Origin of the sequence: Polaribacter sp. HL-MS24 (genome assembly GCF_032758595.1) — a bacterium.
In the GTDB taxonomy this organism is placed as follows: domain Bacteria; phylum Bacteroidota; class Bacteroidia; order Flavobacteriales; family Flavobacteriaceae; genus Polaribacter.
The window spans coordinates 1410967-1431567 of sequence record NZ_CP136415.1; the positions used below are offsets into that span (position 1 = coordinate 1410967).

Sequence of the window (20601 nt, forward strand, 5' to 3'; positions counted from 1 at the left end):
AGCTTTTTTTATGACTTATTTTTATGTGCTTTACCAGTCGTAATTTTTGTGTGCGTCCAAACGGATAAAGATAAAGAGGAGTATGGTAAAGCCCCAAAGCGAAGAGCCTCCGTAGCTAAAAAAAGGCAAGGGGATTCCAACCGTAGGCAGCAATCCAATCACCATGCCGATGTTTACAATCATGTGAAAAAATAGAATGGATGCCACTCCATAGCCATACACCCTTCCAAATTTATTATTATGGGTTTCAGCTAGATAAATGATTCTAAACAGCAATAGCATGAAAAGAATGATTACACAGCTGCTCCCAAGAAACCCCCATTCTTCTCCTACAATGCTAAAAATATAATCGGTGTGTTGCTCAGGGACAAAGTCTCCTTGTGTCAAATCTCCTTTCAGAAAACCTTTTCCATTGAAGCCTCCCGAACTGATGGTAAATTCCGATTGATACGAATTGTATCCAATTCCTGTGTTGTCTGTTTTGATTCCTAATAAAATATCAAATCGATCTTTTTGATGGGCGGGTAATACATTTTTGTACACATAATCTGTTCCGATGACAAAGAGCCCAAAAACGAGAAATGCGCACAATATTTTAAACCAATTGAAGCGCAAAAACCGAATTCCAGCTTTTCTTAAGATGACAATGAGATAGAAAGTAAGTAGTACGATTAGGATGGTTAGAATTGGTTTAGGTCCAAAATAGATGGTAAGGATAAAAACAAGAATTGTGATCGCTCCTAAAAGAATATAATTTAAGGTCAACCCTTCTCTATTCAATACAAAAAAGAATGCCAAATAGATTAAAGCAGAACCTGCATCAGGTTGTAGGATGATAAAAACGGAAGGAGTAAAAATAATGATGAATGCCTTGATTTGATTTTTGATCAGTTTAAAATTGTACAGCCGGTCACTAAGCAATTTTGCAATCGCCAATGCTGTAAATGCTTTTACAAATTCTGAGGGTTGTAATCCGATGCCTCCAAAATCATACCAAGAGGTTGCACCATTAATGGTTTTTCCAAAGAGAAAGAGCCCCAGTAGTGATAGCAGCGAGAGTAGGTACAAAATGCCCGAAAAGCGTTCATAAAATTTGGAATTGAAAAACAGAATAAAGATAATGAGTGGCAAAGTGAAACAGATAAATATGAGTTGTTTTCCATATTTTGTTGAAAAGCTGAGTAGGGCTACATCTTCTTCTGTACGAGTTGCTGCATAAATATTGAGCCATCCAAAACCAACTAGAAAGAGGTATAGAAAGACTAAAATCCAGTCGATTCCGGCAAAAATATTATTTCGTTCCTGACGCAAAGGTTTCTGGTTTTTGGATTTGTTGTTCGTAAATATCTTGTAAACTGAGTGCTAGCATTTGTTCTTCTACCCACGGTTTTGAAATTTCATTCCGAAGATATTTTTCAATAATCAAGCTCGATATGGGGGCTGCAATTGTTGAACCAAAGCCTCCGTTTTCCACAAAAACGGCAATGGCAATTTTAGGATTGTCTTTTGGAGCAAAAGCGACCAATAATGAATGATCGGGTGCCTGTGTCTTTATACCGTCAATAATTTTGATTGAATTTTCTATGGTTCCTGTTTTTCCACAAATTTCAATTCCTTTTATTTGACTCCATTTTCCAGTTCCGGATTTAAAAACTTCGTGCATGGCTTCTATAATAGGATCAAAATGTTGGGCATCGATGGTTGTTTTTTTAGGAACCGTGTATTTTGGGTTTTCAATAATAGCCCCATCTATTTTTTTAAGAATATGAGGAGTATAGAAAAACCCCTTGTTAGCAATAGCTGCTGTAAAATTTGCCAATTGGATAGGTGTCGTTTCAATATCACCTTGACCAATTGCATTGGAGATGATCGAGGAGGCATTCCAACGAAAGTTAATCCTCTGATCATAATAGTCACCCGTAGGGATTCTACCAGAAGCACCCGCAGGTAAGTCATATCCTAAGTAATTCCCCAAACCAAAACTTTTTACATGGGTACTCCACGTATTTAGACCGATTGAGGGCTCGTTATCTTTTTCAACAATGCGTTTAAACGTGTTGGAAAAATAACTATTGCACGACTTTGAAATCGCTGTTTTTAAATGAATGGGCTGTCCTACAATTCCGCAATGACAGCCCATAAATTCGTTTTTTCTACTTCCATAGCGAAATCCATTGTAACATTGAAAAGAGCTATTGACAGTGATGACTTTTTCTTGCAAACCAATTAAGGCATTCATAATTTTAAAAGGAGATCCTGGTGCATATTGTGCCATCAAAGCTCTGTCATATGCAGGTTTATCGGGGTTTTTAGGATCCATTAAAAAAACAGAGTTTTTAGAACGTTTCCGACCTACCAGCATATTTGGATCATAAGAAGGAGCAGTTACCAATGCTAAAATTTCTCCTGTTGAAGGTTCAATTGCTACAATGCCCCCCCGTTTTCCGCTCATTAATCGTTCTGCATACTGTTGCAATTCGATATCGATGGTTAGGGTCAAATCCTTTCCGTTGACCGGCAAGGTATCTAAGACTCCGTCTCTATAGGAACCTGTAACTTTATTGAATCGGTTTCTATGGAAGTACTTTTTTCCTTTGGTTCCTCTTAAGAAATTTTCATATTCTTTTTCGATACCTGCTTTTCCTATTAGTTCTCCTTGTTCATAATAAGAGCTATTCTTTGCTTTTTCTTCATCCACTTCGCTGATATAACCAAAGACATTAGCTGCAGCATTTATTGGGTATTCTCGAATGATTCTTTTTTGAATGTAAAAACCAGTAAAGTTGTGCAATTTTTCTTGCAGGTATGCATAGTCCTCTTTTGCCAATTGTTTTAAAAAAACGGAGGGGAGGTAGGAAGCATAGTTTTGCGCTCTTTGAAAACGGGTGATAAAACTATTTTTGTCAATTTTCAACAAAGTACAAAATTCAAGAGTGTCCAGGGGTTCAACTTTGTTGGGTTGAATCATTACATCGTAGGATAGCTGATTTGCGATCACCAGTTTTCCATTTCGATCGTACACATAGCCTCTTTCTGGGTAATCGTATGCTGTTTTTACTGCAGGATTATTTATTGGATCGTAGTTCTGTCCTCTAAGAATTTGAAGTTGAAACAAGCGGCCGATAAAAATAACACCAACGATGGTGATGAAAAAATACAATAAAAAACTTCTTTTCATTATGGTTTTTTTATAAAAATATAGTTTCCAATAAAGAAGAGACTCAGTGTAAAAATACTTGAATACAAAGTATTTAGCAAGATGTCAGAAAAATTTTGAAAGCTAAAGTTAGCCAAAGAAAATAAAAGAAGGTGATGAATTATTGTTAAAGTTACGGTGAAGTTAAAAATTTTGCCAAAAGGCTCTTTTTGAAGATTGAAAAAAGGGTAATCTACTGATGTTTTTCTAAAATACAGTTTGAGAAAGAAAAGGCGCGTGTATGCGATGCATACTGTTGAAAAGGTATGAATTCCTCCAGAATCAGAGAAAATATCAACAACGAATCCCAGTAGAAATGCAGTCCATAAAAAGTAAAAACGATCTTCTTTTATTGGGAAAATGAAAACAAAGGCAATGTAAAGGTAAGGGTTGATGTGTCCGAAAAAAAGAATATTATTGAGTACCAATACCTGTAATAAAACTAAGACCAAACCGATGAATGTATAGTAGATTGTTCTATTCATTTTCTAAAGTTTTTAGTTCGAGCTTGTGCAAGTTTTTTACAATATAAACATGTCTTAAATTACTCATATCGTTAAATAACTGAACACTAATTTGATTGTCAGTACTCGTTCTATTGTCAATTTTCAGAACGGTTCCAACCAAGATTCCTTCAGGAAAAATAGTCGATCTTCCACTGGTTACAATCGTGTCTCCCACCTTAACATTCGCTTGTCTAGGAATATCTGTCAGTTGGACCTGGCGGTAATCTTTACCGTCCCACAATAAGGGGCCGAAATAATTGGAACCATTTTTTAAACGGGCACTAATCCTAGTGTTTTTATTCAGAATAGATTGTACTCGGGTATAATTTTCGGTTGTTTTTTCGGTAATCCCAATGATTCCTTTATGATTAAAAACCGCCATTTCTTTTGAAATTCCACTGAGATTCCCTTTGTTTATGAGCAGGTAATTGAAAGGTTTATGATATTCATTTTTGATGATTTTCCCAGATGTATAGCTAAATTTTTGGTGATAGTGTATAGAATCTGTTTTGGTAATTTCAGGGAGACTATCTTTTTTGCTACTTAGGAATGCGATGTGATTTCGCAAGATTTGGTTTTCTTCAATTAGATCCTGATTTTGGGTAGTAAGTTTAAAGTAATTGGAAAGTTGAGCCGTCTTTTCATAGAGGCTTCCAGTAATAAAGTTGGTTGAATTTAGAAAGGTACTCTTATGAAAGTTGTTGTTTCGAATTGTTAAATGAATAGCAATCGATTGAAGCATTATAAAAAAAAGTAAGTATTTATACTTTTGTATAAACGATATCAGTTGCTGCATTCTTAGAACTCATTTGCGGGATTATTTCATTAAAATATTTTTGTATTTATCAAGTTCTTTTAAGGCAATTCCAGTTCCTCGAACTACCGCTTTCAAAGGGTCTTCTGCAATATAAACTGGTAAATCTGTTTTGCGCGACAAACGCTTGTCTAAACCACGCAACATTGATCCTCCTCCGGCTAAATAGATTCCCGTATTGTAGATGTCTGCAGCCAATTCTGGAGGTGTTTTAGACAATGTTTCCATCACGGCATCTTCAATTCGTAAAATAGATTTGTCCAAAGCTTTTGCAATTTCTCTATAAGAAACTTGAACTTGTTTTGGCTTTCCGCTCAATAAATCTCTTCCTTGCACTAACATATCCTCTGGTGGTGTATCCAAATCTTCCGTAGCAGCTCCGATGGTGATTTTAATTTTTTCAGCAGTGGTTTCTCCAACATGTAAATTGTGTTGGGTTCTCATATAGTACATGATGTCGTTGGTAAATAGATCACCCGCAACTTTTACTGATTGATCACATACTATACCCGCCAATGCAATTACTGCAATTTCTGTAGTACCTCCACCTATGTCAATTATCATGTTTCCTTTTGGTTCCATGATATCAATTCCGACACCAATTGCGGCAGCCATGGGTTCATAGATTAGATAAATTTCTTTGGCATTCATATGGCGAGCAGAATCTTGTACCGCTCGTTTTTCTACTTCTGTAATTCCAGAAGGAATGCAGATAACCATTCTTAATGCTGGTGGAAATAATCGCTTCTTAATAGAAGGAATTTGTTTTACAAATTCTTTGATCATTTCTTCAGAAGCCTGAAAATCTGCAATGACTCCATCTTTTAAGGGTCGAATTGTTTTGATATTTTCGTGTGTTTTTCCTTGCATTAAATTGGCTTGTTTGCCAATTGCAATAATTTTACCCGTAGTTCGATCCCTTGCTACTATAGAAGGACTGTCAATCACCACTTTTCCATTGTGGATAATAAGTGTATTTGCGGTCCCTAAATCGATCGCAATATCTTCGGTCATAAAATCAAAAAAACCCATATATTCTGTTGTTTCCTTTATTCTGGATAAAGTGTTCTTACAAAGCTACTAAAAAACGCTGTGTAAATTACATATTATTATTTTAATGTTTAAAATGCCTTGTACCTGTTAAGACCATAGAAACATTGTGTTGGTTACAGTATTCGATACTCAATTGATCTTTGATAGAACCTCCTGGTTGAATGACGCTTGTTATCCCTGCTTTTTCAGCAATTTCGACACAATCTGGGAATGGGAAAAAAGCATCACTTGCCATAACTGCTCCTTGAAGATCAAATCCAAAATTAGTTGCTTTTTCAATAGCTTGAGTCAAGGCATCAACTCTACTGGTTTGTCCAGTTCCACTTGCTAATAGCTGGTTGTTTTTTACAAATACAATGGTATTCGATTTGGTGTGCTTGCAAATTTTTGAAGCAAAAATCAAATCGACTAACTCACTGTCAGAGGGTTTTGTATTTGTCGCATAAGTAAAATCTTCTATGGCGTCGGTGATACTATCTTTGTCTTGAACTAGCAATCCGTTTAATGCAGTTCTTACATTTTGAATCGGTAAGCTAGTATTTTTTTGGATAAGTAGAACTCTATTTTTCTTCCCTTTTAAGATTGATAACGCTTCTTCACTAAAAGAAGGAGCAATGACTACTTCGCAAAAAAGTGTATGTATTTCTTCTGCAGTTGCTGCATCGATTTCTGTATTCGAGATTAAAACACCCCCAAAAGCAGAAACAGGGTCTCCAGCCAAAGCATCTACATAAGCTTGTTTGATGGTCGCTCTTTGAGCAAAACCACAGGCATTATTGTGTTTTAGAATTGCAAATGTTGGTGCCTCTCCGATGAATTCATTCATTAAGTTGACAGCTGCATCAACATCGAGTAGGTTGTTATAGCTCAATTCTTTCCCATGCAATTTGTCAAACATCGCGTCCAAATCTCCAAAGAAATATCCTTTTTGATGAGGATTCTCTCCATATCGCAAGGTTTTTGAAATGGTTTGGCTTACTTTATAAACAACTTCGTCTTCGTTAAAATAGTTAAAAATTGCGGTATCGTAATGAGATGAAATATTAAAAGATTTTGCAGCAAATTTCTTTCGTTGTTCAATTGAAGTAGTTCCATTATTTGCGGAAAGCACTTCTAAAAATTCTTCATATTGATCCATAGAAGACACCGTAAAAGTATCTTTAAAGTTTTTTGCGGAAGCTCTAATCAAAGAAATTCCACCGATATCTATCTTCTCAACAATATCTTGTTCTGGAGCTCCAGAGGCTACTGTTTTTTCAAACGGATAGAGGTCTACAATAACTAAGTCTATTTGTGGAATATTGTATTCTGCCAATTCTGCAACATCACTTTCGTTGTCTTGTCTGTTTAGGATTCCTCCAAAAACTTTGGGGTGTAGGGTTTTTACTCTTCCTCCAAGAATTGATGGGTACGAGGTGACTTCATCGACTGGGACAACGTCGATTCCTAATTCTTTAATGAATTTTTCTGTTCCTCCTGTAGAGTAGATGGTAACGTTTAATTCGTGAAGCTTTTTTACAATTGGTGCTAAACCATCTTTGTGAAATACCGAAATTAATGCGGATTTGATTGTCTTTGAAGTGCTCATTCTTTGTTGTGTTGTTAAGCTCACAAATTTAGTGAAACTCGGGCTTCATCACAATAAAAAGATAGTAACAAATACGGTAAGTAATTAACAACAAATCAAAAATAACCCGAAGATGAGTTTGATTAGAATTTCAGTGTTTTTGAAAACGGGAGGTGCTGTTTAAAAAAGTTTGGCAACCTCGTGACAGACAAACTCTAAAAGTACTTCATCATCTTTGGTAAAAGGATGTACTGTATGAGAATCAATGTCAATTTGCCCGATGTTTTCTCCATTCACAAAAATTGGAATCACAATTTCAGATTTCACTTTCCATCCACATGAAATGTAGTTTTCTTGCTCTGACACATCTTGAACGATAAAATTTTTGTTACTCAGAGCTACTTGTCCGCAAATTCCTTTACCAAAAGGAATAAGGGTATGCTCGGTTTCCTCCCCCGTATACTGGGCGAGTTTTAATTCTTCTTTATCACCGTTTTTAAAATAGAAGCCTACCCAGTCATAATAGGGTATTGAGGCGGCTAATAATGCAGTAATTTCTTGAAGTTTTGCTGCGATTTCTTGCTCTGATTTTAAAATCGTGAACAGGGCTTCTTTTAAAATGGGACTCTTCATACCTCGAATTTCTTTGGTGCAAAAATAACCTAAAATCGGTTTAAAATGATAAAAAGAGCGGTCATTTTAAGATTGTTTTCTTGCAGAACCATAGGTGTTCAAATACAGATTCATCACAGTTTATATCAATAGATGTTAAATACTATTCAGGTTTTACTAAGATGTTGTAAATTTGTACTTTACAATGAAAAAAACATTCCTACACATCACCTCAATGAGTTTAGCATTTTTAGTGCTATTTTCTACCTTTTCCTTCACGGTAGAAAAGCATTATTGTGGCGATTTTTTAATGGATGTTTCCTATTTGGGGCATGCAGACGGCTGCGGAATGGAAAAAAAGGCATCCTCAAAAATCAATAAAAAATCCTGTTGTAAAGACGAGGTACACCAGATTGAGGGGCAAGACCAATTGCAAAAAAGTGTTGCAGATGTCATCGACTTCAAAGCATTAAATTTACTGATTATTTCCAAAGGATTACTTAAAAAAAACTTTGTAGAAATCAGTTCAAAAAAACTACAATTTATCAATCCTTTTCCGCCAGATATTCGGTATGATTATCAGGTATTATTCCAAAGCTTTTTAATTTGATTTAGTTTTAATAATTCAATTCTAGCTTCTCTTACAGAAGAAATAATTAATTAGTAAATCTACAAATCATGAAAAAATATTTTACGGGTAGCATCTTGATGTTGCTTCCATTGATGCTCTTTTCTCAGAAAGAATTTCGAGGAATGATCATGGATCAGAACAATCCAAAAGATCAATTAGGGGTTTATGGTGTGAACGTTCGTTGGTTAGACACTAATGTTGGAACCACCACAAACGAAAAAGGTTGGTTTTCGATCCCATACAAATCTACATACACAAAACTTATTGTCAGTTATATTGGCTATCAAACTGATACGATTCGTATTCGAAGCTTAGCTCCAATTCATCATGTTTTAACTGAAACAACAGAAACTACAGAAGTGGTGATTCGAAGCAGAAAACGAGCAACTCAAAAGTCTTTTTTTGCTACGACCAATGTGTTTACAGTAAATTCCGATGAGCTTTTAAAAGCTGCCTGCTGTAATTTGGCAGAAAGTTTTGAAACAAATCCTTCCATAGACGTTAGTTTTTCAGACGCGCTTACGGGAACAAAACAAATTAGAATGCTGGGTTTGACCAGTCCATATTTATTGATTTCTCAAGAAAATATTCCTTCTGTAAGAGGAGCCGCTCAAGCTTTTGGTTTGACCTTCACTCCTGGAACTTGGGTTGAGAGTATTCAGATTACCAAAGGAGCAGGGAGTGTGGTCAACGGGTATGAAAGTATTTCTGGGCAAATCAATGCAGAGTTGGTAAAGCCTTTTTCTGACAATCCCTTTTTTTTTAACGCCTACACTTCTCTCAATGGTAGGATAGAAGTAAATACCCATATCAATCAAAGAGTTTCAGAAAAATGGCAAACAGGAGGGTATGTACATGGAAATTACAGAGGACAGAAATTTGACAATAACAAAGATAATTTTTTAGATGCACCCTTAGCGAATCAGATCAATGTGATGAACCGATGGCAGTACACAGATGCTGAAAAAGGCTGGGTAAGTTTCATCAATGTTCGTTATTTGAACGACGAAAAACAGACTGGAGAAATGAATTTTAATCCAGATATCGATAAAGGGACGACTCGCTTTTGGGGAAGCGAGATAGACACACAACGTTTTGAAACTTCGGCAAAGGTGGGGTATGTATTTCCTGAAATTCCCTACCAAAGTTTCGGATTTCAATTGGCGTATAGCAACCATCAACAAGACTCCTATTTTGGGTTGAACAGATATGACATACAGCATGAAAGTGTCTATTCCAACTTGTTATTCAATTCGATTATTGGCGATACAAGAAACAAGTTCAAAACGGGAATCAGTTTTACCTTTGATCGGTATGATGAATTGGTAAATACAACAAACTATGATCGAAAGGAAAAATCGGTGGGTGCTTTTTTTGAGTATGGATTTGACAATCTTGAAGACTTTAGTTTTACGGCGGGTTTGCGAGTAGATTCGCATAATTTATTAGGAAATTTCATCACACCGCGTTTGCATTTGCGTTATGCTCCTTGGGAAGATGGTGTGTTTAGAGCTTCTGCAGGAAGAGGAAAGAGAAGCGCTAATATTTTTGCAGAAAACCAACAGCTATTTGCAAGTTCTAGACAAATCAATATTGACAATTCTGGTGGAAATATTTATGGTTTGAATCCAGAAATTGCATGGAATTATGGAATTTCGTATTTGCATAAATTTAAGATTTTTGAGAACAAAGGAGATCTATCCTTCGATTTTTATAGAACCGATTTTAACAATCAGATAGTTGTAGATTGGGAGAATCCACAAGCAATTTCTTTTTACGATTTGAAAGGAGAAAGTATTGCTAACAGCTTTCAGTTAGAACTCAATTTTGATCTTGCTGAAGGCTTATCTTTTCGCTCAGCATATAAATATTTCGATATTTCAACCGATTATAAAAATGGAAATTTGCAGAAACCAATTCAGCCCAAAAACCGATTCTTTGCAAACCTTTCTTATGAAACGGTAGAAAGTGAAAAGGGATCTCAATGGAAATTTGACCTTACCTTTAATCAGATCGGAAAACAACGGTTACCCGATACGAGTAGGAATCCAACTGCCTACCAGCTCGCTGAATTTTCGAAGGCCTACCAATTGCTGAATTCACAAATTACCAGAGTATTTTCGAATCAATTTGAGATTTATTTTGGAGGTGAAAACCTAACCAATGTGCAACAAAAAAAACCTATTTTAGCAAGTGATGCCCCTTTTGGTGTGCACTTTGATACAACTATTGTGTATGCGCCCGTTTTTGGACGTGCATTGTATGCAGGAATTAGATATAAAATTCAATAAAAAATGAAAAAAATAATCCTTGGAATGAGTTTGTTATTGATGGGAATTTCAACACAAGCACAAACAGTACAAAAGAGTAAAAATGCAAAGATATCTTTTGAAGTAGACGGTATCTGTGGAATGTGTAAAAAGCGAATTGAGACAGCTGCCTTGAAAACAAAAGGGGTGAAGTTTGCGCTCTGGAATGTGAAAACGCATCAACTGAGTTTAATTCTCGATGAACATAAAACAACTGTCACCACGGTTCAAAGAAATATTTTAAAAGTTGGGCACGATGTTATTGGGGTTAAGGCCACAGACGAAGCCTACAATTCGGTTCATCCTTGCTGTAAATATAGAGATGATGAAATTGTTATGGACCACGAAGGAGGGGTCGTAAAGCAACAAAAAAAAGACTAGTTGAGAAGAAATCATTTCTTATCCAAGATGGAACGAAAGAAGTTGAACCACTCAAAGAGCGTGGTAGAAGTTAAAAAATTAAGGCTCCCTGAAAAGGGAGCCTTAATTAATTGTACTAATAAAATTACTTTATTTAGGATTTAAAATTTCTTCAATTCTATCAACAACATCTTGGTAGTGATAGCGAGTAATGGTATTAGGGGCTTTAGCTGCTGCGCTTTTAGCACTGCGTTGTAATCGCTTTAACTCTCCTCTTGCAACCGATTTTATATCCGATTGATTTACATTGATACCACTTTTCTTCAAGTATCCAGCATTGGTTCCTTTTTGATTTTTGGCTTCATGGATTAAGAAATCCAATCGATCCAAATAAGCTCTTTGAAGATTTCTTCTGTAGGTATCTGCTGTTCTTCCGTTGTATACTTCTGTCCAAACACCTTTGCGTAAGTCGCGCATCATTTGAATCAAAGAATAGGCTTTAGCGCCATTCATGGTCTCATTTTCAATCATTCTCGCCATTCTGCCAGCATCCAAAATAGTATTTAATGTTCGGGCCTGTAAACCGCGAACTCTTTCCACAGAACCTGAAAATTCGGTTTTACTAAAGATGTTTTGATCGAGCATCCACTTTGGGGTTTTGAACAGCTCATTGATCACAAATTTTAAAGCTTGCTTTTGAGTTGCTTTGTCTACATGGGTGTACACCGCACCTTCTTGATCGGATGTTTTGTAATATTCATAGACACCACCAATATTAGAAGTTACATGTCCCATATACCTGTTGAACTGACTTAAAAGTTGCCCATACATGGTAGATAATTCACTGTAATTTTCTCCTTTTTCTGAGGTCCATTCTTCCAGTTTTGGTAAAATTCGTTTCAAGTTTTTTATACCGTAGGTCGATGCTTTCATGGCATCATCTCCAAGGTCTTCAGTTTGCGAACTCGGATCTACCACTCCACCTGCTTGCTGGTGACCAAATCGGTACATTGGATCGCCAGCATGTTCCATAATCCAAGAGTCTAAGATTGGCTTTTCAGCTTTTGCATCTTTATCTAAAATAGGTTTGTATCCCCAAGAAATGGCATATGTATCATAGATTCCAATATTTGGCATCAATGCAACTCCTTTGTCTTCGGGTTGTGCAATATAATTGAAACGAGCATAATCCATAATAGAAGGAGCTGTTCCGTATTTTGAAGTAAATGAAGCTGAACGAAGAGAATCTACAGGATAGGCTACAGAACTTCCCATATTGTGAGGCAGTCCAATTGTATGTCCAACTTCATGGGAAGAGACAAATTGCACCAATCGGCCCATGGTTTCTGTTTTGAATTCATTTCCCCTAGCGTCTGGATTGATTGCAGCCGTTTGAATAAAATACCAGTTGTGCAGCAAGGTCATTACATTGTGATACCAATTGATATCTGATTCTAGAATTTCTCCAGATCGTGGATCACTTACATGAGGACCATTGGCATTGGGGATTGGAGACGCTAAATAACGGACTACAGAATACCGCACATCTTCTGGAGACCAATCTGGATCTTCTTCTTTGGTAGGTGGATCTTTAGCAATAATTGCATTCTTAAATCCAGCAGCTTCAAAGGCAACTTGCCAATCGTTAATTCCTTGTTTGATATATGGAACCCATTCTTTAGGTGTCGCTCGATCTACATAATATACAATCTGTTTTTTTGGCTCAACCAATTCTCCTCGTTGAAACTTTTCGAGATCTTCTTCTTTGACTTCTAATCTCCATCGATCTAAATAGGTTAGGGTTTTACTTTTTTGAGCATCTAAGCCATAATCGGTTTGACTCCTTGCAAACCATCCAACACGTTCGTCAAAATAACGACGTTTCATGGGTACTTTGGGAAGTAAGATCATCGAGTTGCTCATTTCAACAGTAATTGAACCGAGTGCCGCATTTGAAGGAGCATTGTTTGCTAAATAGGTTTTTACATGTCTGATTTCTATGTTCTGGGGGTAACTACTGATTCTGTCTATATAGGAGCGATCTTTGTCCATTCGACTAATTTTATAGGTTTTTCTTCTGCGTTCTGGAAATCCTAAAGGCTTCACATCGGTAGTGAAAAGTTCTGTTGCATCGATTACCGTAGCCGTAGAATCGGTGCTAAATGCTTTGATTGGAAACGAAAACAAAATGGGTTCTAAGTTGGAGTTTACCACAGCCTCATGTACGGGTAAAATAGTATCTGCTACCACATCATAAGAAACAACTCTCAACAAAATGTGTTTATTATTTTTCTCCCAGCGCAATACTTGTGTGTTGGTTTTCCCACCTCCAAAACCGATTCCAGCGGCCGTTTTGGCAATTCGAGTTACCATTAATAACTCTCTATTTAGAATAGAATCTGGAATTTCGAAAAGATAAGTATTGTCTTTAGAATGTACTTTAAACAGCCCTTCGTCTGTTAGGTGTTCTTTGGTTACTACTTTATCGTAGGCTTTGATTGCTCCTTTTTTGGGTTTTGGTTTCGAAACAGTATCTACTGGGGTATCTTTCTTTTTCTTTTTCCAGAATTGTGCATTTGCTTCTACGGAATATCCAAAAATTAATGCAAGCAATACTAGTCTTGATAGAATTTTTTTAGTCATTTGAAATGGTTTAATTAAACAGTCATCTAAGTTATGAAAATATCTCTTAAAAGCAACACGGAATGTCAATTTGTAAAAAAAGAAGCAGGGCCTTTGTAGTTTGAAAAAGTTTTCAAAAAAGAGCAAATAAAACGCCACATCATTAGTAGATGTGGCGTTTATAAAAATTGAGAATCGAATTTCGATTATCCTAAGAAAGGATATTTGTAATCTGTAGGAGTTACAAAGGTTTCTTTGATCATTCGAACGGATGTCCAGCGCAATAAATTTTGAGCAGAACCCGCTTTGTCATTGGTTCCTGAAGCACGTGCACCTCCAAAAGGTTGTTGGCCAACCACCGCTCCCGTTGGCTTGTCGTTGATGTAGAAGTTTCCAGCAGCATTTTCCAATGCTTTAGAAGCTTTCTCAACAATGTATCTATCTGTAGAGAAAATTGCTCCCGTTAACGCATATTCGGTAGATTGATCTACTAATTGTAAGGAAGCTTCCCATTCAGCATCTTCGTATACAAAAATGGTCATTACCGGACCAAATAATTCGGTAGTCATTGTTGAATAGGTAGGTGTTTTTGCTAAAATTACAGTAGGTTCAATAAAGTATCCTACGGATTTGTCGTGTCCACCTCCAATAATAATTTCAGCATCTGGGTCTGCTTTTGCAGCATCAATAAAACTTGCAATTTTATCAAAAGAACCTTCGTGAATCACTGCATTTACAAAATTTGAAGGATCTTCTGGAGAGCCTATTTTGATTTCGTTAGATTGTGCTATCAAGTGTCCTTTTACATCTTCCCACATTGAAGCAGGAATATAAGCCCGAGAGGATGCAGAACATTTTTGTCCTTGATATTCAAAAGAACCTCTTGTGATTGCCGTTGCAACTTGTAGCGCATTTGAAGAGTTGTGAGCCCAAATAAAATCTTTTCCACCAGTTTCTCCAACAATTCTTGGATATGTTTTATAGTGATGAATATTGTTTCCGATTTGTTTCCATAAACTTTTGAAAATGTGAGTCGACCCTGTAAAGTGCAATCCAGAGAAATCTGGAGAAGCCAATACCCTATCGGAAATCATTACTGGATCTCCATAAATTACATTAATTACACCGTCTGGTAAACCAGCTTCTTTAAATAGGTCTACAATTACTTGTGCAGAATACGCTTGATGATCGGAAGGTTTCCAAACCACAACATTTCCCATTAAAGCTGCTGCTGCTGGTAAGTTTGCTGCAATAGAAGTAAAGTTGAATGGAGAAATTGCATACACAAATCCTTCTAAAGGTCTATACTCTACTCGGTTCCAGATGCCATAAGGTGCAGAAGCGGGCTGGTCTTTAAAGATGTCGGTCATGTACTCTACGTTGAATCGAAAGAAATCGATCATTTCACAAGCAGCATCAATTTCTGCTTGATATACATTTTTAGATTGAGCAAGCATGGTTGCGGCATTCATTCTCGCTCTATAAGGTCCTGCTAATAATTCTGCAGCTTTTAAAAAGATAGAAGCACGCTCCATCCAGCTTACACTAGACCAAGCCTCTCTAGCTGCTAACGCAGTAGAGATTGCTGCATCTACATGAGCGATATCTGCTGTATGATATTGTCCCACAACATGTTGGTGATCATGAGGAGGGGTGATGTTTTTAGTGTTGCCTGTTCTAACTTCTTCACCATTAATGTGCATGGGCACATCTACATTTCCGTTATACATTTCTTTGTAAGTTGCCAATACCTCTGCTCTTTCTGGAGATCCAGGAGCATATCCTTTTACAGGTTCGTTTACTGCTTTTGGAACATTAAAAAATCCTCTTGCCATTATGTCTATTGTTTAATTTTATTCTATTAATTTTGACAACAAAGTTACAATTTTTAATCAAAGGATTTCTGTGTTGTTGCTTTAAAGAATATAAATTCAAAAGAATGTGTACTGTTACCTATCTTCCTGTTGGAAACAATCAATTTATTTTAACATCCAATCGAGATGAGACTCCGTTGCGAAAAACAATTCCCCCTGCGAATTATGACGAGCATGGTGTTGCATTGATGTATCCTAAAGATGAAATTGCTGGGGGTACTTGGATTGGTTTAAGCGAGAAAAATAGGTTGGTTTGTTTGTTGAATGGTGGATTTGATCTTCATCAAAGAAAAGGGCCTTATACAATGAGTCGCGGATTGATTGTAAAAAAGATTTTATCGGTAGAAAATGCGGTCTCATTTATTAACGATTTTGATTTTGAAAACATTGAGCCTTTTACCCTGATTTTGGTAGATTGGAACCTTCAATTAGCAACTTATGAGTTGGTTTGGGATGGACTTGAAAAGCATTTTCAAGAAATCCCTCAAGAACCTAGAATTTGGTCTTCTTCCACCTTATATACCCAAGAGATGAAGCAATTAAGAAAGAACTGGTTTAGAACATGGTTAAGTGCGAACAACCCGTTTCAGCAAGAGCATATTATCGATTTTCATAGCACTTCAGACAAAGGGACTCCAGAGGTTTCTTTAAAGATGAAACGTAATTTTGTAGAAACCGTAAGCATAACCTCCGTAAAAAAGGAAGACGATATCTCCATGGTCTATCACGACTTTTTAAACGGAAAGACTTATGCAGAAACCCTTTTTTTTAATACAAGGCAAAAGAAATAGCTCCCACAATTACTATTCCAACCATGCTCATAAACAGATAGACGAGGTTTAGGATCATAAATTTAATAGCGGTTTTGAAGTATCCTTGATCGTAGCACTTTTTTAGGGCTAAAAATAAGTAGATCAAAAAGAGGATGAGAAAGATAACGGGTTCAATTCTATTTGTAAAAAAGGAGATTAGATATAGTAAAGAGAGTAGCATAAAAAAGACGGTTTGTGTATGGAACACAAAGATCAAGTGATCGACATAGGTGTGTTTTTTTCGAAAATAAAAGAGTCGTAAAAAAAGAGTAAAAAGCGGGAGAAACACAAATAGTGAAACCGATCCATAAGATAAAAGTTGATTGATGAATTGTTCTTGAGCTCCTTTTTCGCTTCCAATAGCACTAATAGCTTTTGCTCTACTATAAAAAAAACGATTTAAAATTGTTTTTTCTAATTGTAAGCTATCCAAAGCATCGTCAATTTTTGAGTTTGGATACTTTTGGGTGTATTGGATGAATTCTTCTAAATTGACTCCCAAAAATTTAACGCTTCTTATGTTAATCTTGGGTATTGAGTCTTTGTGAAGTACTGGAATAGAATCCGTTTTTGAAGAATCTGGAGGGGTTGTTATTTCTTCAATTTCTTTAAAAAGAGAAATGTTTAGCGTTTCCCTGTCCTCTCCATTTTTGAAGGATTTAAATTTTTCAATATTGTTTGAGACCCCTAATATTAAAAAAAAGAAAATTGAGATGGTTAGATAGAATCGGAAAGGATTCGAATAGCGACTTCGTTTGCCTTCAATATAGTCTTTTGTTACTTTTCCAGGGTTGATTAAAAGCGGAATAATGGTTCTCCAAAATTTGGCATCAAAAGAGAAAAAGCCATTGAAAAGTTCGTACATGAAATTTCCAAAAGTAATTCGATTTCCTTTGTTTGCTTGCCCGCAGTCTGGGCAAAATTTTTCATTCCCAAAAAAGGGATGGCCACAATTTAGGCAAGAGGCATCTTTAACCTGAAGCTTCTTTTTTTTATTTCTATCGATTAGTTTAATAACAACGGAGTTGTGAGTTGAAATGTGGGAATGGCCACTTTGATTTCCTCTAAGGTCTCTTGGTTGACCATGGTATAAAAACCGCTCATGGCCCCAATGCTAGAGTGTAAAAAGCATCCAGAGCTATAGGTATAAGTGTCGTTTGGATGCAGGGTTGGTGTTTGACCAACAACTCCTTCTCCGTCTACAATTTCTGTTTTGTGTAGGGAGTCAAGAATTTTCCAATGTCTATTGGTGAGACGCACCGTTTCATCCGAATTATTTTCGATAGTAATACTATAGGAATAGGCATAATAGAAATGATGGTGACTATGACTAGTACCATTGAAAGTCGTTTTTACAGAAACCTTTATTCCTTTTGTGATTTGGTGAATCATAACCTAGTAAAAGTAACGAAAAGGATTAAAAACCACAACTTTTTTTGTTTTTATCTATCTGTTCTGATCTAAAAAACCGGTGCCCATTCCAATCACTCTTTGGTAAACGGCTCCAAAAGCTTTGTAGTAGACCAATACCGTATATTGGTTTTCGGTCTCATCAAATGAACCGTTCACCTCTCTTAAATTCACCTTATGGTCTTTGCCTACAGTCGCGTAGCTATAATTATAGAACCCTTGTTTTAGTAAAAAATGGGTTTTGTAAGTACTGCTTTCAGGATCAAAATACATTTTGTTTTCATCGGTGATTTCGAAGTTGTTAAATCCTCCAAACACATACACTTCTTTTTCCTCAAAGGGTTGATTCACCGCCAATGTAAAATGCATCATCGCATAATCGGCTTCGGTGTTCGCGTCATTTCCTTCCAGAGTACGAATTAAAAATTGACCATTTATATCTGGAAAATAGGTGTATTTTTTATATGGATTATAGCTTGTTGGGTAAATAAAATGATGGTATACCTCCTTTTTTTGGATGCTTTGAATTCCTAAACTCCTATTTCGAAGGAATTTTGTGTCAAAATTATAATATTCATTGTCTCCCCAAAAATTGGTTTGATTGGTATAGGTATATAAGAGCTGGTTTTGCTTAAAAAATGTAGGTTGTAGGTTGGTGATTTTCTCATTCCAATTTTCGTTTTTTAGAAGAACTATCTGGATTTCTTGTCTGGGATTGTTGATTTGCAAATTGGGATGGCTGACAGAAAACTGAATGGTTTGTTGAGAGTTTACTGTCTTTGTATCTCTGCTTCTTTCCACAGAAACCCCCACAATTGCGTTGTTTTCATAAAGGACAAATTTTCTAGAAAAAATAACGGCATCCATGTCATCTAGAACAGAGAGCAGGTAGTTTCCACTTTTGGTTATGACCGAATTGATATTGGGGATTTGCACACTATAATGTGTATAGCTTTGTAGGGTATTGAAAGAATTGGTCACCTCTAAAATCGTGTTTTGATCAAATCCATCTATATACTGACTGGTAAGCATGCGGCTTTTTTTCCAGTCATGGGTCATGTGTTCAATTTTGTATTGATAGTTTTTGCTGTCAGCCTCCAAATCGTCAAAAGACAGTTCCAATACAGTTCCTAGTGGTACAATTGAAGTAAAAACATTCTCTTGTAAAGGTTTTAATTGAATGGATTTGATTTGCTGAGCCTGCAATGCTGTCGCAATAAAAATGAAAAAGAAGCTTATTTTCAGCTTTGTCATACTCTATGAGTGTTTTGTCAAAAGTAAAAAAAATATATTCAACTCATTGTTGCAAATAGCATGCCCTTTTCGAGGAGATTTCTATAAAGGATTGAGACTTTTGTTTTATTATTTAGAACGCGTATAAATAATAATATTTAACGAATATATAGCAGCTATTATATCCAAAATAAGCTGTAAAACCATTAAATTTGCATGATTTTTTTAGATAACTAAAATTAACAAAAACCTATGTCAAAAGACATCCGTATAAAAAAGGGCTTAAATATTAGCCTTGTAGGCGATGCAAAACAAACGACCACTCAACTTACTACCGGTGGTATGTATGCAATAAAGCCTGCAGATTTTCACGGAATAATCGTTAAACTTATTGCCAAAGAAGGAGCAGAGGTAAAAGCCGGAGATCCACTTTTTTATTCTAAAAGTGATGAACGTGTTTTATTTCCAAGTCCTGTAAGTGGTAAGGTTGTCGAAGTTATTCGTGGAGAAAGAAGAAAAGTTTTGGCGATTCACATTGCCGCAAACGACACACAAGAACACCAAGATTTTGGAGCTAAAGATGCAGCGAATATGTCTGCCGAAGAAGTGAAAAATCACTTGTTAGCTTCAGGTTGTTGGCCATTTGTAAAACAACGTCCTTATGATGTTATTGCAAATCCAGATCAAGCACCCAAAGCAATTTTTGTTTCCGCATATGCAAGTGCACCACTTGCAACCAATTTAGAGTATACTTTAAAAGGGAAAGAAGCAGAATTACAAGCTGCTTTGACAGCTATTGGGAAATTGACTGAAGGGAAACTACATGTTTCTGTTGGGAAAAATGCAGATTCACCATTCAATACTTTAAAAGGAATTGAATTACACAAAGTTTCTGGACCACATCCAATTGGAAACGTTGGAACACAAATTGCACAGATTGATCCAATCAATAAAGGGGAAGTAGTTTGGGTAGTGACTCCTCAAGACGTTTTGGTGATTGGTGAATTGTTGTTGACTGGAAAGTTAAATCTTTCAAGAACCATTGCTTTAACAGGATCTAAATTCAATAATCCTCAGTATGTAACTGCCATAGCAGGGGCTCAGATTGCTGCGATTGTTCAAGACAATTTAGTGAACGATAATACAAGAATCATTAGTGGAAATGTGTTGACTGGTAGTCAGGTAAAAACGGAAGGTTTTATTGGGTATTACGACAATCAAATTACTGCGATTCCTGAAGGGGATGATTATGAATTCTTTGGCTGGAACAAGCCTGTTTTTAATAAAATTTCTACTTCAAGAGCCCTCACTTTTTCTTGGCTTACCCCAAAGAAAAAATATGATTTAAATACGAATACAAACGGAGAACACAGGGCTTTTGTTGTGACGGGTTCTTACGAGAAAGTATTTCCTTTAGACTTGTATCCAATGCAGTTATTAAAAGCCTGTATGTACAAAGATCTAGATGAAATGGAAGCTTTGGGAGCCTATGAAGTTGCTCCAGAAGATTTTGCACTAACGGAATTTATTTGTGTATCTAAACAGCCTCACCAGAAAATAATTCGTGAAGGTTTGGATTTAATGAGAGAAGAATTAGGATAA

General features: G+C 36.2%; 17 protein-coding genes. 5 read left to right on the forward strand and 12 right to left on the reverse strand.

Translation table 11 applies throughout. The features are described from left to right. Nucleotides 1–30 precede the first annotated feature (30 nt). From rodA to RRF69_RS06690, 7 genes are all read right to left on the reverse strand, one after another. Entirely contained in the window at nt 31–1311 is a 1281-nt protein-coding gene (gene rodA / locus RRF69_RS06660; protein WP_316939062.1) for a rod shape-determining protein RodA, read from the reverse strand. Then, a complete protein-coding gene (mrdA, locus tag RRF69_RS06665) occupies nt 1292–3178 on the reverse strand; it encodes a penicillin-binding protein 2 (RefSeq protein WP_316939063.1) in 1887 nt (628 codons plus the stop codon). Before mrdA ends, rodA begins: the two co-directional genes overlap by 20 nt. Further along, entirely contained in the window at nt 3178–3681 is a 504-nt protein-coding gene (locus tag RRF69_RS06670; RefSeq protein WP_316939064.1) for a hypothetical protein, read from the reverse strand. The genes mrdA and RRF69_RS06670 overlap by 1 nt, the downstream gene beginning before the upstream one ends. Further along, nucleotides 3674–4444, reverse strand: coding sequence for a rod shape-determining protein MreC (gene mreC / locus RRF69_RS06675; RefSeq protein WP_316939065.1), 771 nt, complete (start codon nt 4442–4444; stop codon nt 3674–3676). The genes RRF69_RS06670 and mreC overlap by 8 nt, the downstream gene beginning before the upstream one ends. A gap of 75 nt (nt 4445–4519) precedes the next feature. Next, complete coding sequence (locus tag RRF69_RS06680; protein ID WP_316939066.1) at nt 4520–5548, reverse strand: rod shape-determining protein; 1029 nt, start codon at nt 5546–5548, stop codon at nt 4520–4522. An 82-nt stretch (nt 5549–5630) separates the two neighbouring features. Next, nucleotides 5631–7157 (reverse strand): bifunctional phosphoribosylaminoimidazolecarboxamide formyltransferase/IMP cyclohydrolase, encoded by a 1527-nt coding sequence (purH, locus tag RRF69_RS06685; RefSeq protein ID WP_316939067.1) that lies wholly within the window; start codon nt 7155–7157, stop codon nt 5631–5633. A gap of 159 nt (nt 7158–7316) precedes the next feature. Beyond that, complete coding sequence (locus tag RRF69_RS06690; RefSeq protein ID WP_316939068.1) at nt 7317–7769, reverse strand: GAF domain-containing protein; 453 nt, start codon at nt 7767–7769, stop codon at nt 7317–7319. Nucleotides 7770–7953: 184 nt separating this feature from the next. Here RRF69_RS06690 and RRF69_RS06695 point away from each other — a divergent pair, with 184 nt between their 5' ends. The 3 genes from RRF69_RS06695 to RRF69_RS06705 all read left to right on the forward strand — a co-directional run bounded on the left by RRF69_RS06695 (nt 7954) and on the right by RRF69_RS06705 (nt 11069). Next, a complete protein-coding gene (locus RRF69_RS06695; RefSeq protein ID WP_316939069.1) occupies nt 7954–8358 on the forward strand; it encodes an HYC_CC_PP family protein in 405 nt (134 codons plus the stop codon). Nucleotides 8359–8426: 68 nt separating this feature from the next. Beyond that, nucleotides 8427–10670 (forward strand): TonB-dependent receptor domain-containing protein, encoded by a 2244-nt coding sequence (locus RRF69_RS06700; protein WP_316939070.1) that lies wholly within the window; start codon nt 8427–8429, stop codon nt 10668–10670. Nucleotides 10671–10673: 3 nt separating this feature from the next. Then, nucleotides 10674–11069, forward strand: coding sequence for a heavy-metal-associated domain-containing protein (locus RRF69_RS06705; protein WP_316939071.1), 396 nt, complete (start codon nt 10674–10676; stop codon nt 11067–11069). A 129-nt stretch (nt 11070–11198) separates the two neighbouring features. Here the strand turns inward: RRF69_RS06705 and RRF69_RS06710 are convergent, their stop codons facing one another. Both RRF69_RS06710 and pruA read right to left on the reverse strand, forming a co-directional pair. Then, complete coding sequence (locus RRF69_RS06710; RefSeq protein ID WP_316939072.1) at nt 11199–13691, reverse strand: zinc-dependent metalloprotease; 2493 nt, start codon at nt 13689–13691, stop codon at nt 11199–11201. Nucleotides 13692–13876: 185 nt separating this feature from the next. Beyond that, nucleotides 13877–15505, reverse strand: a complete 1629-nt coding sequence (gene pruA / locus RRF69_RS06715; RefSeq protein WP_316939073.1) for an L-glutamate gamma-semialdehyde dehydrogenase — start codon at nt 15503–15505, stop codon at nt 13877–13879. 104 nt (nt 15506–15609) lie between these two features. Here pruA and RRF69_RS06720 point away from each other — a divergent pair, with 104 nt between their 5' ends. After that, on the forward strand, nt 15610–16335 hold the full coding sequence (locus tag RRF69_RS06720; protein WP_316939074.1) for an NRDE family protein: 726 nt from the start codon (nt 15610–15612) through the stop codon (nt 16333–16335). On the opposite strand, the gene RRF69_RS06725 is transcribed toward RRF69_RS06720, so the two are convergent. The 3 genes from RRF69_RS06725 to RRF69_RS06735 all read right to left on the reverse strand — a co-directional run bounded on the left by RRF69_RS06725 (nt 16313) and on the right by RRF69_RS06735 (nt 19020). Beyond that, on the reverse strand, nt 16313–17221 hold the full coding sequence (locus RRF69_RS06725) for a DUF3667 domain-containing protein (protein ID WP_316939075.1): 909 nt from the start codon (nt 17219–17221) through the stop codon (nt 16313–16315). The genes RRF69_RS06720 and RRF69_RS06725 overlap by 23 nt on opposite strands. A 140-nt stretch (nt 17222–17361) precedes the next feature. Then, a complete protein-coding gene (gene apaG, locus RRF69_RS06730; protein WP_316939076.1) occupies nt 17362–17748 on the reverse strand; it encodes a Co2+/Mg2+ efflux protein ApaG in 387 nt (128 codons plus the stop codon). Nucleotides 17749–17802: 54 nt separating this feature from the next. Continuing rightward, nucleotides 17803–19020, reverse strand: coding sequence for a DUF5103 domain-containing protein (locus RRF69_RS06735; protein ID WP_316939077.1), 1218 nt, complete (start codon nt 19018–19020; stop codon nt 17803–17805). A 231-nt stretch (nt 19021–19251) separates the two neighbouring features. On the opposite strand from RRF69_RS06735, the gene RRF69_RS06740 reads away from it, so the two are divergent. Beyond that, nucleotides 19252–20601 carry a Na(+)-translocating NADH-quinone reductase subunit A gene (locus tag RRF69_RS06740; protein WP_316939078.1) on the forward strand — a complete coding sequence of 450 codons (1350 nt, stop codon included), beginning with the start codon at nt 19252–19254 and terminating at the stop codon, nt 20599–20601.

What these genes read in the sequence shown, in the direction of transcription:
- mrdA (WP_316939063.1), bottom strand. Translation starts at nt 3,178, where the DNA reads ATGAAAAGAAGTTTTTTATTGTATTTTTTCATCACCATCGTTGGTGTT.
- RRF69_RS06670 (WP_316939064.1), bottom strand. Translation starts at nt 3,681, where the DNA reads ATGAATAGAACAATCTACTATACATTCATCGGTTTGGTCTTAGTTTTA.
- mreC (WP_316939065.1), bottom strand. Translation starts at nt 4,444, where the DNA reads ATGCTTCAATCGATTGCTATTCATTTAACAATTCGAAACAACAACTTT.
- RRF69_RS06680 (WP_316939066.1), bottom strand. Translation starts at nt 5,548, where the DNA reads ATGGGTTTTTTTGATTTTATGACCGAAGATATTGCGATCGATTTAGGG.
- purH (WP_316939067.1), bottom strand. Translation starts at nt 7,157, where the DNA reads ATGAGCACTTCAAAGACAATCAAATCCGCATTAATTTCGGTATTTCAC.
- RRF69_RS06690 (WP_316939068.1), bottom strand. Translation starts at nt 7,769, where the DNA reads ATGAAGAGTCCCATTTTAAAAGAAGCCCTGTTCACGATTTTAAAATCA.
- RRF69_RS06695 (WP_316939069.1), top strand. Translation starts at nt 7,954, where the DNA reads ATGAAAAAAACATTCCTACACATCACCTCAATGAGTTTAGCATTTTTA.
- RRF69_RS06700 (WP_316939070.1), top strand. Translation starts at nt 8,427, where the DNA reads ATGAAAAAATATTTTACGGGTAGCATCTTGATGTTGCTTCCATTGATG.
- RRF69_RS06705 (WP_316939071.1), top strand. Translation starts at nt 10,674, where the DNA reads ATGAAAAAAATAATCCTTGGAATGAGTTTGTTATTGATGGGAATTTCA.
- RRF69_RS06710 (WP_316939072.1), bottom strand. Translation starts at nt 13,691, where the DNA reads ATGACTAAAAAAATTCTATCAAGACTAGTATTGCTTGCATTAATTTTT.
- pruA (WP_316939073.1), bottom strand. Translation starts at nt 15,505, where the DNA reads ATGGCAAGAGGATTTTTTAATGTTCCAAAAGCAGTAAACGAACCTGTA.
- RRF69_RS06720 (WP_316939074.1), top strand. Translation starts at nt 15,610, where the DNA reads ATGTGTACTGTTACCTATCTTCCTGTTGGAAACAATCAATTTATTTTA.
- RRF69_RS06725 (WP_316939075.1), bottom strand. Translation starts at nt 17,221, where the DNA reads ATGTACGAACTTTTCAATGGCTTTTTCTCTTTTGATGCCAAATTTTGG.
- apaG (WP_316939076.1), bottom strand. Translation starts at nt 17,748, where the DNA reads ATGATTCACCAAATCACAAAAGGAATAAAGGTTTCTGTAAAAACGACT.
- RRF69_RS06735 (WP_316939077.1), bottom strand. Translation starts at nt 19,020, where the DNA reads ATGACAAAGCTGAAAATAAGCTTCTTTTTCATTTTTATTGCGACAGCA.
- RRF69_RS06740 (WP_316939078.1), top strand. Translation starts at nt 19,252, where the DNA reads ATGTCAAAAGACATCCGTATAAAAAAGGGCTTAAATATTAGCCTTGTA.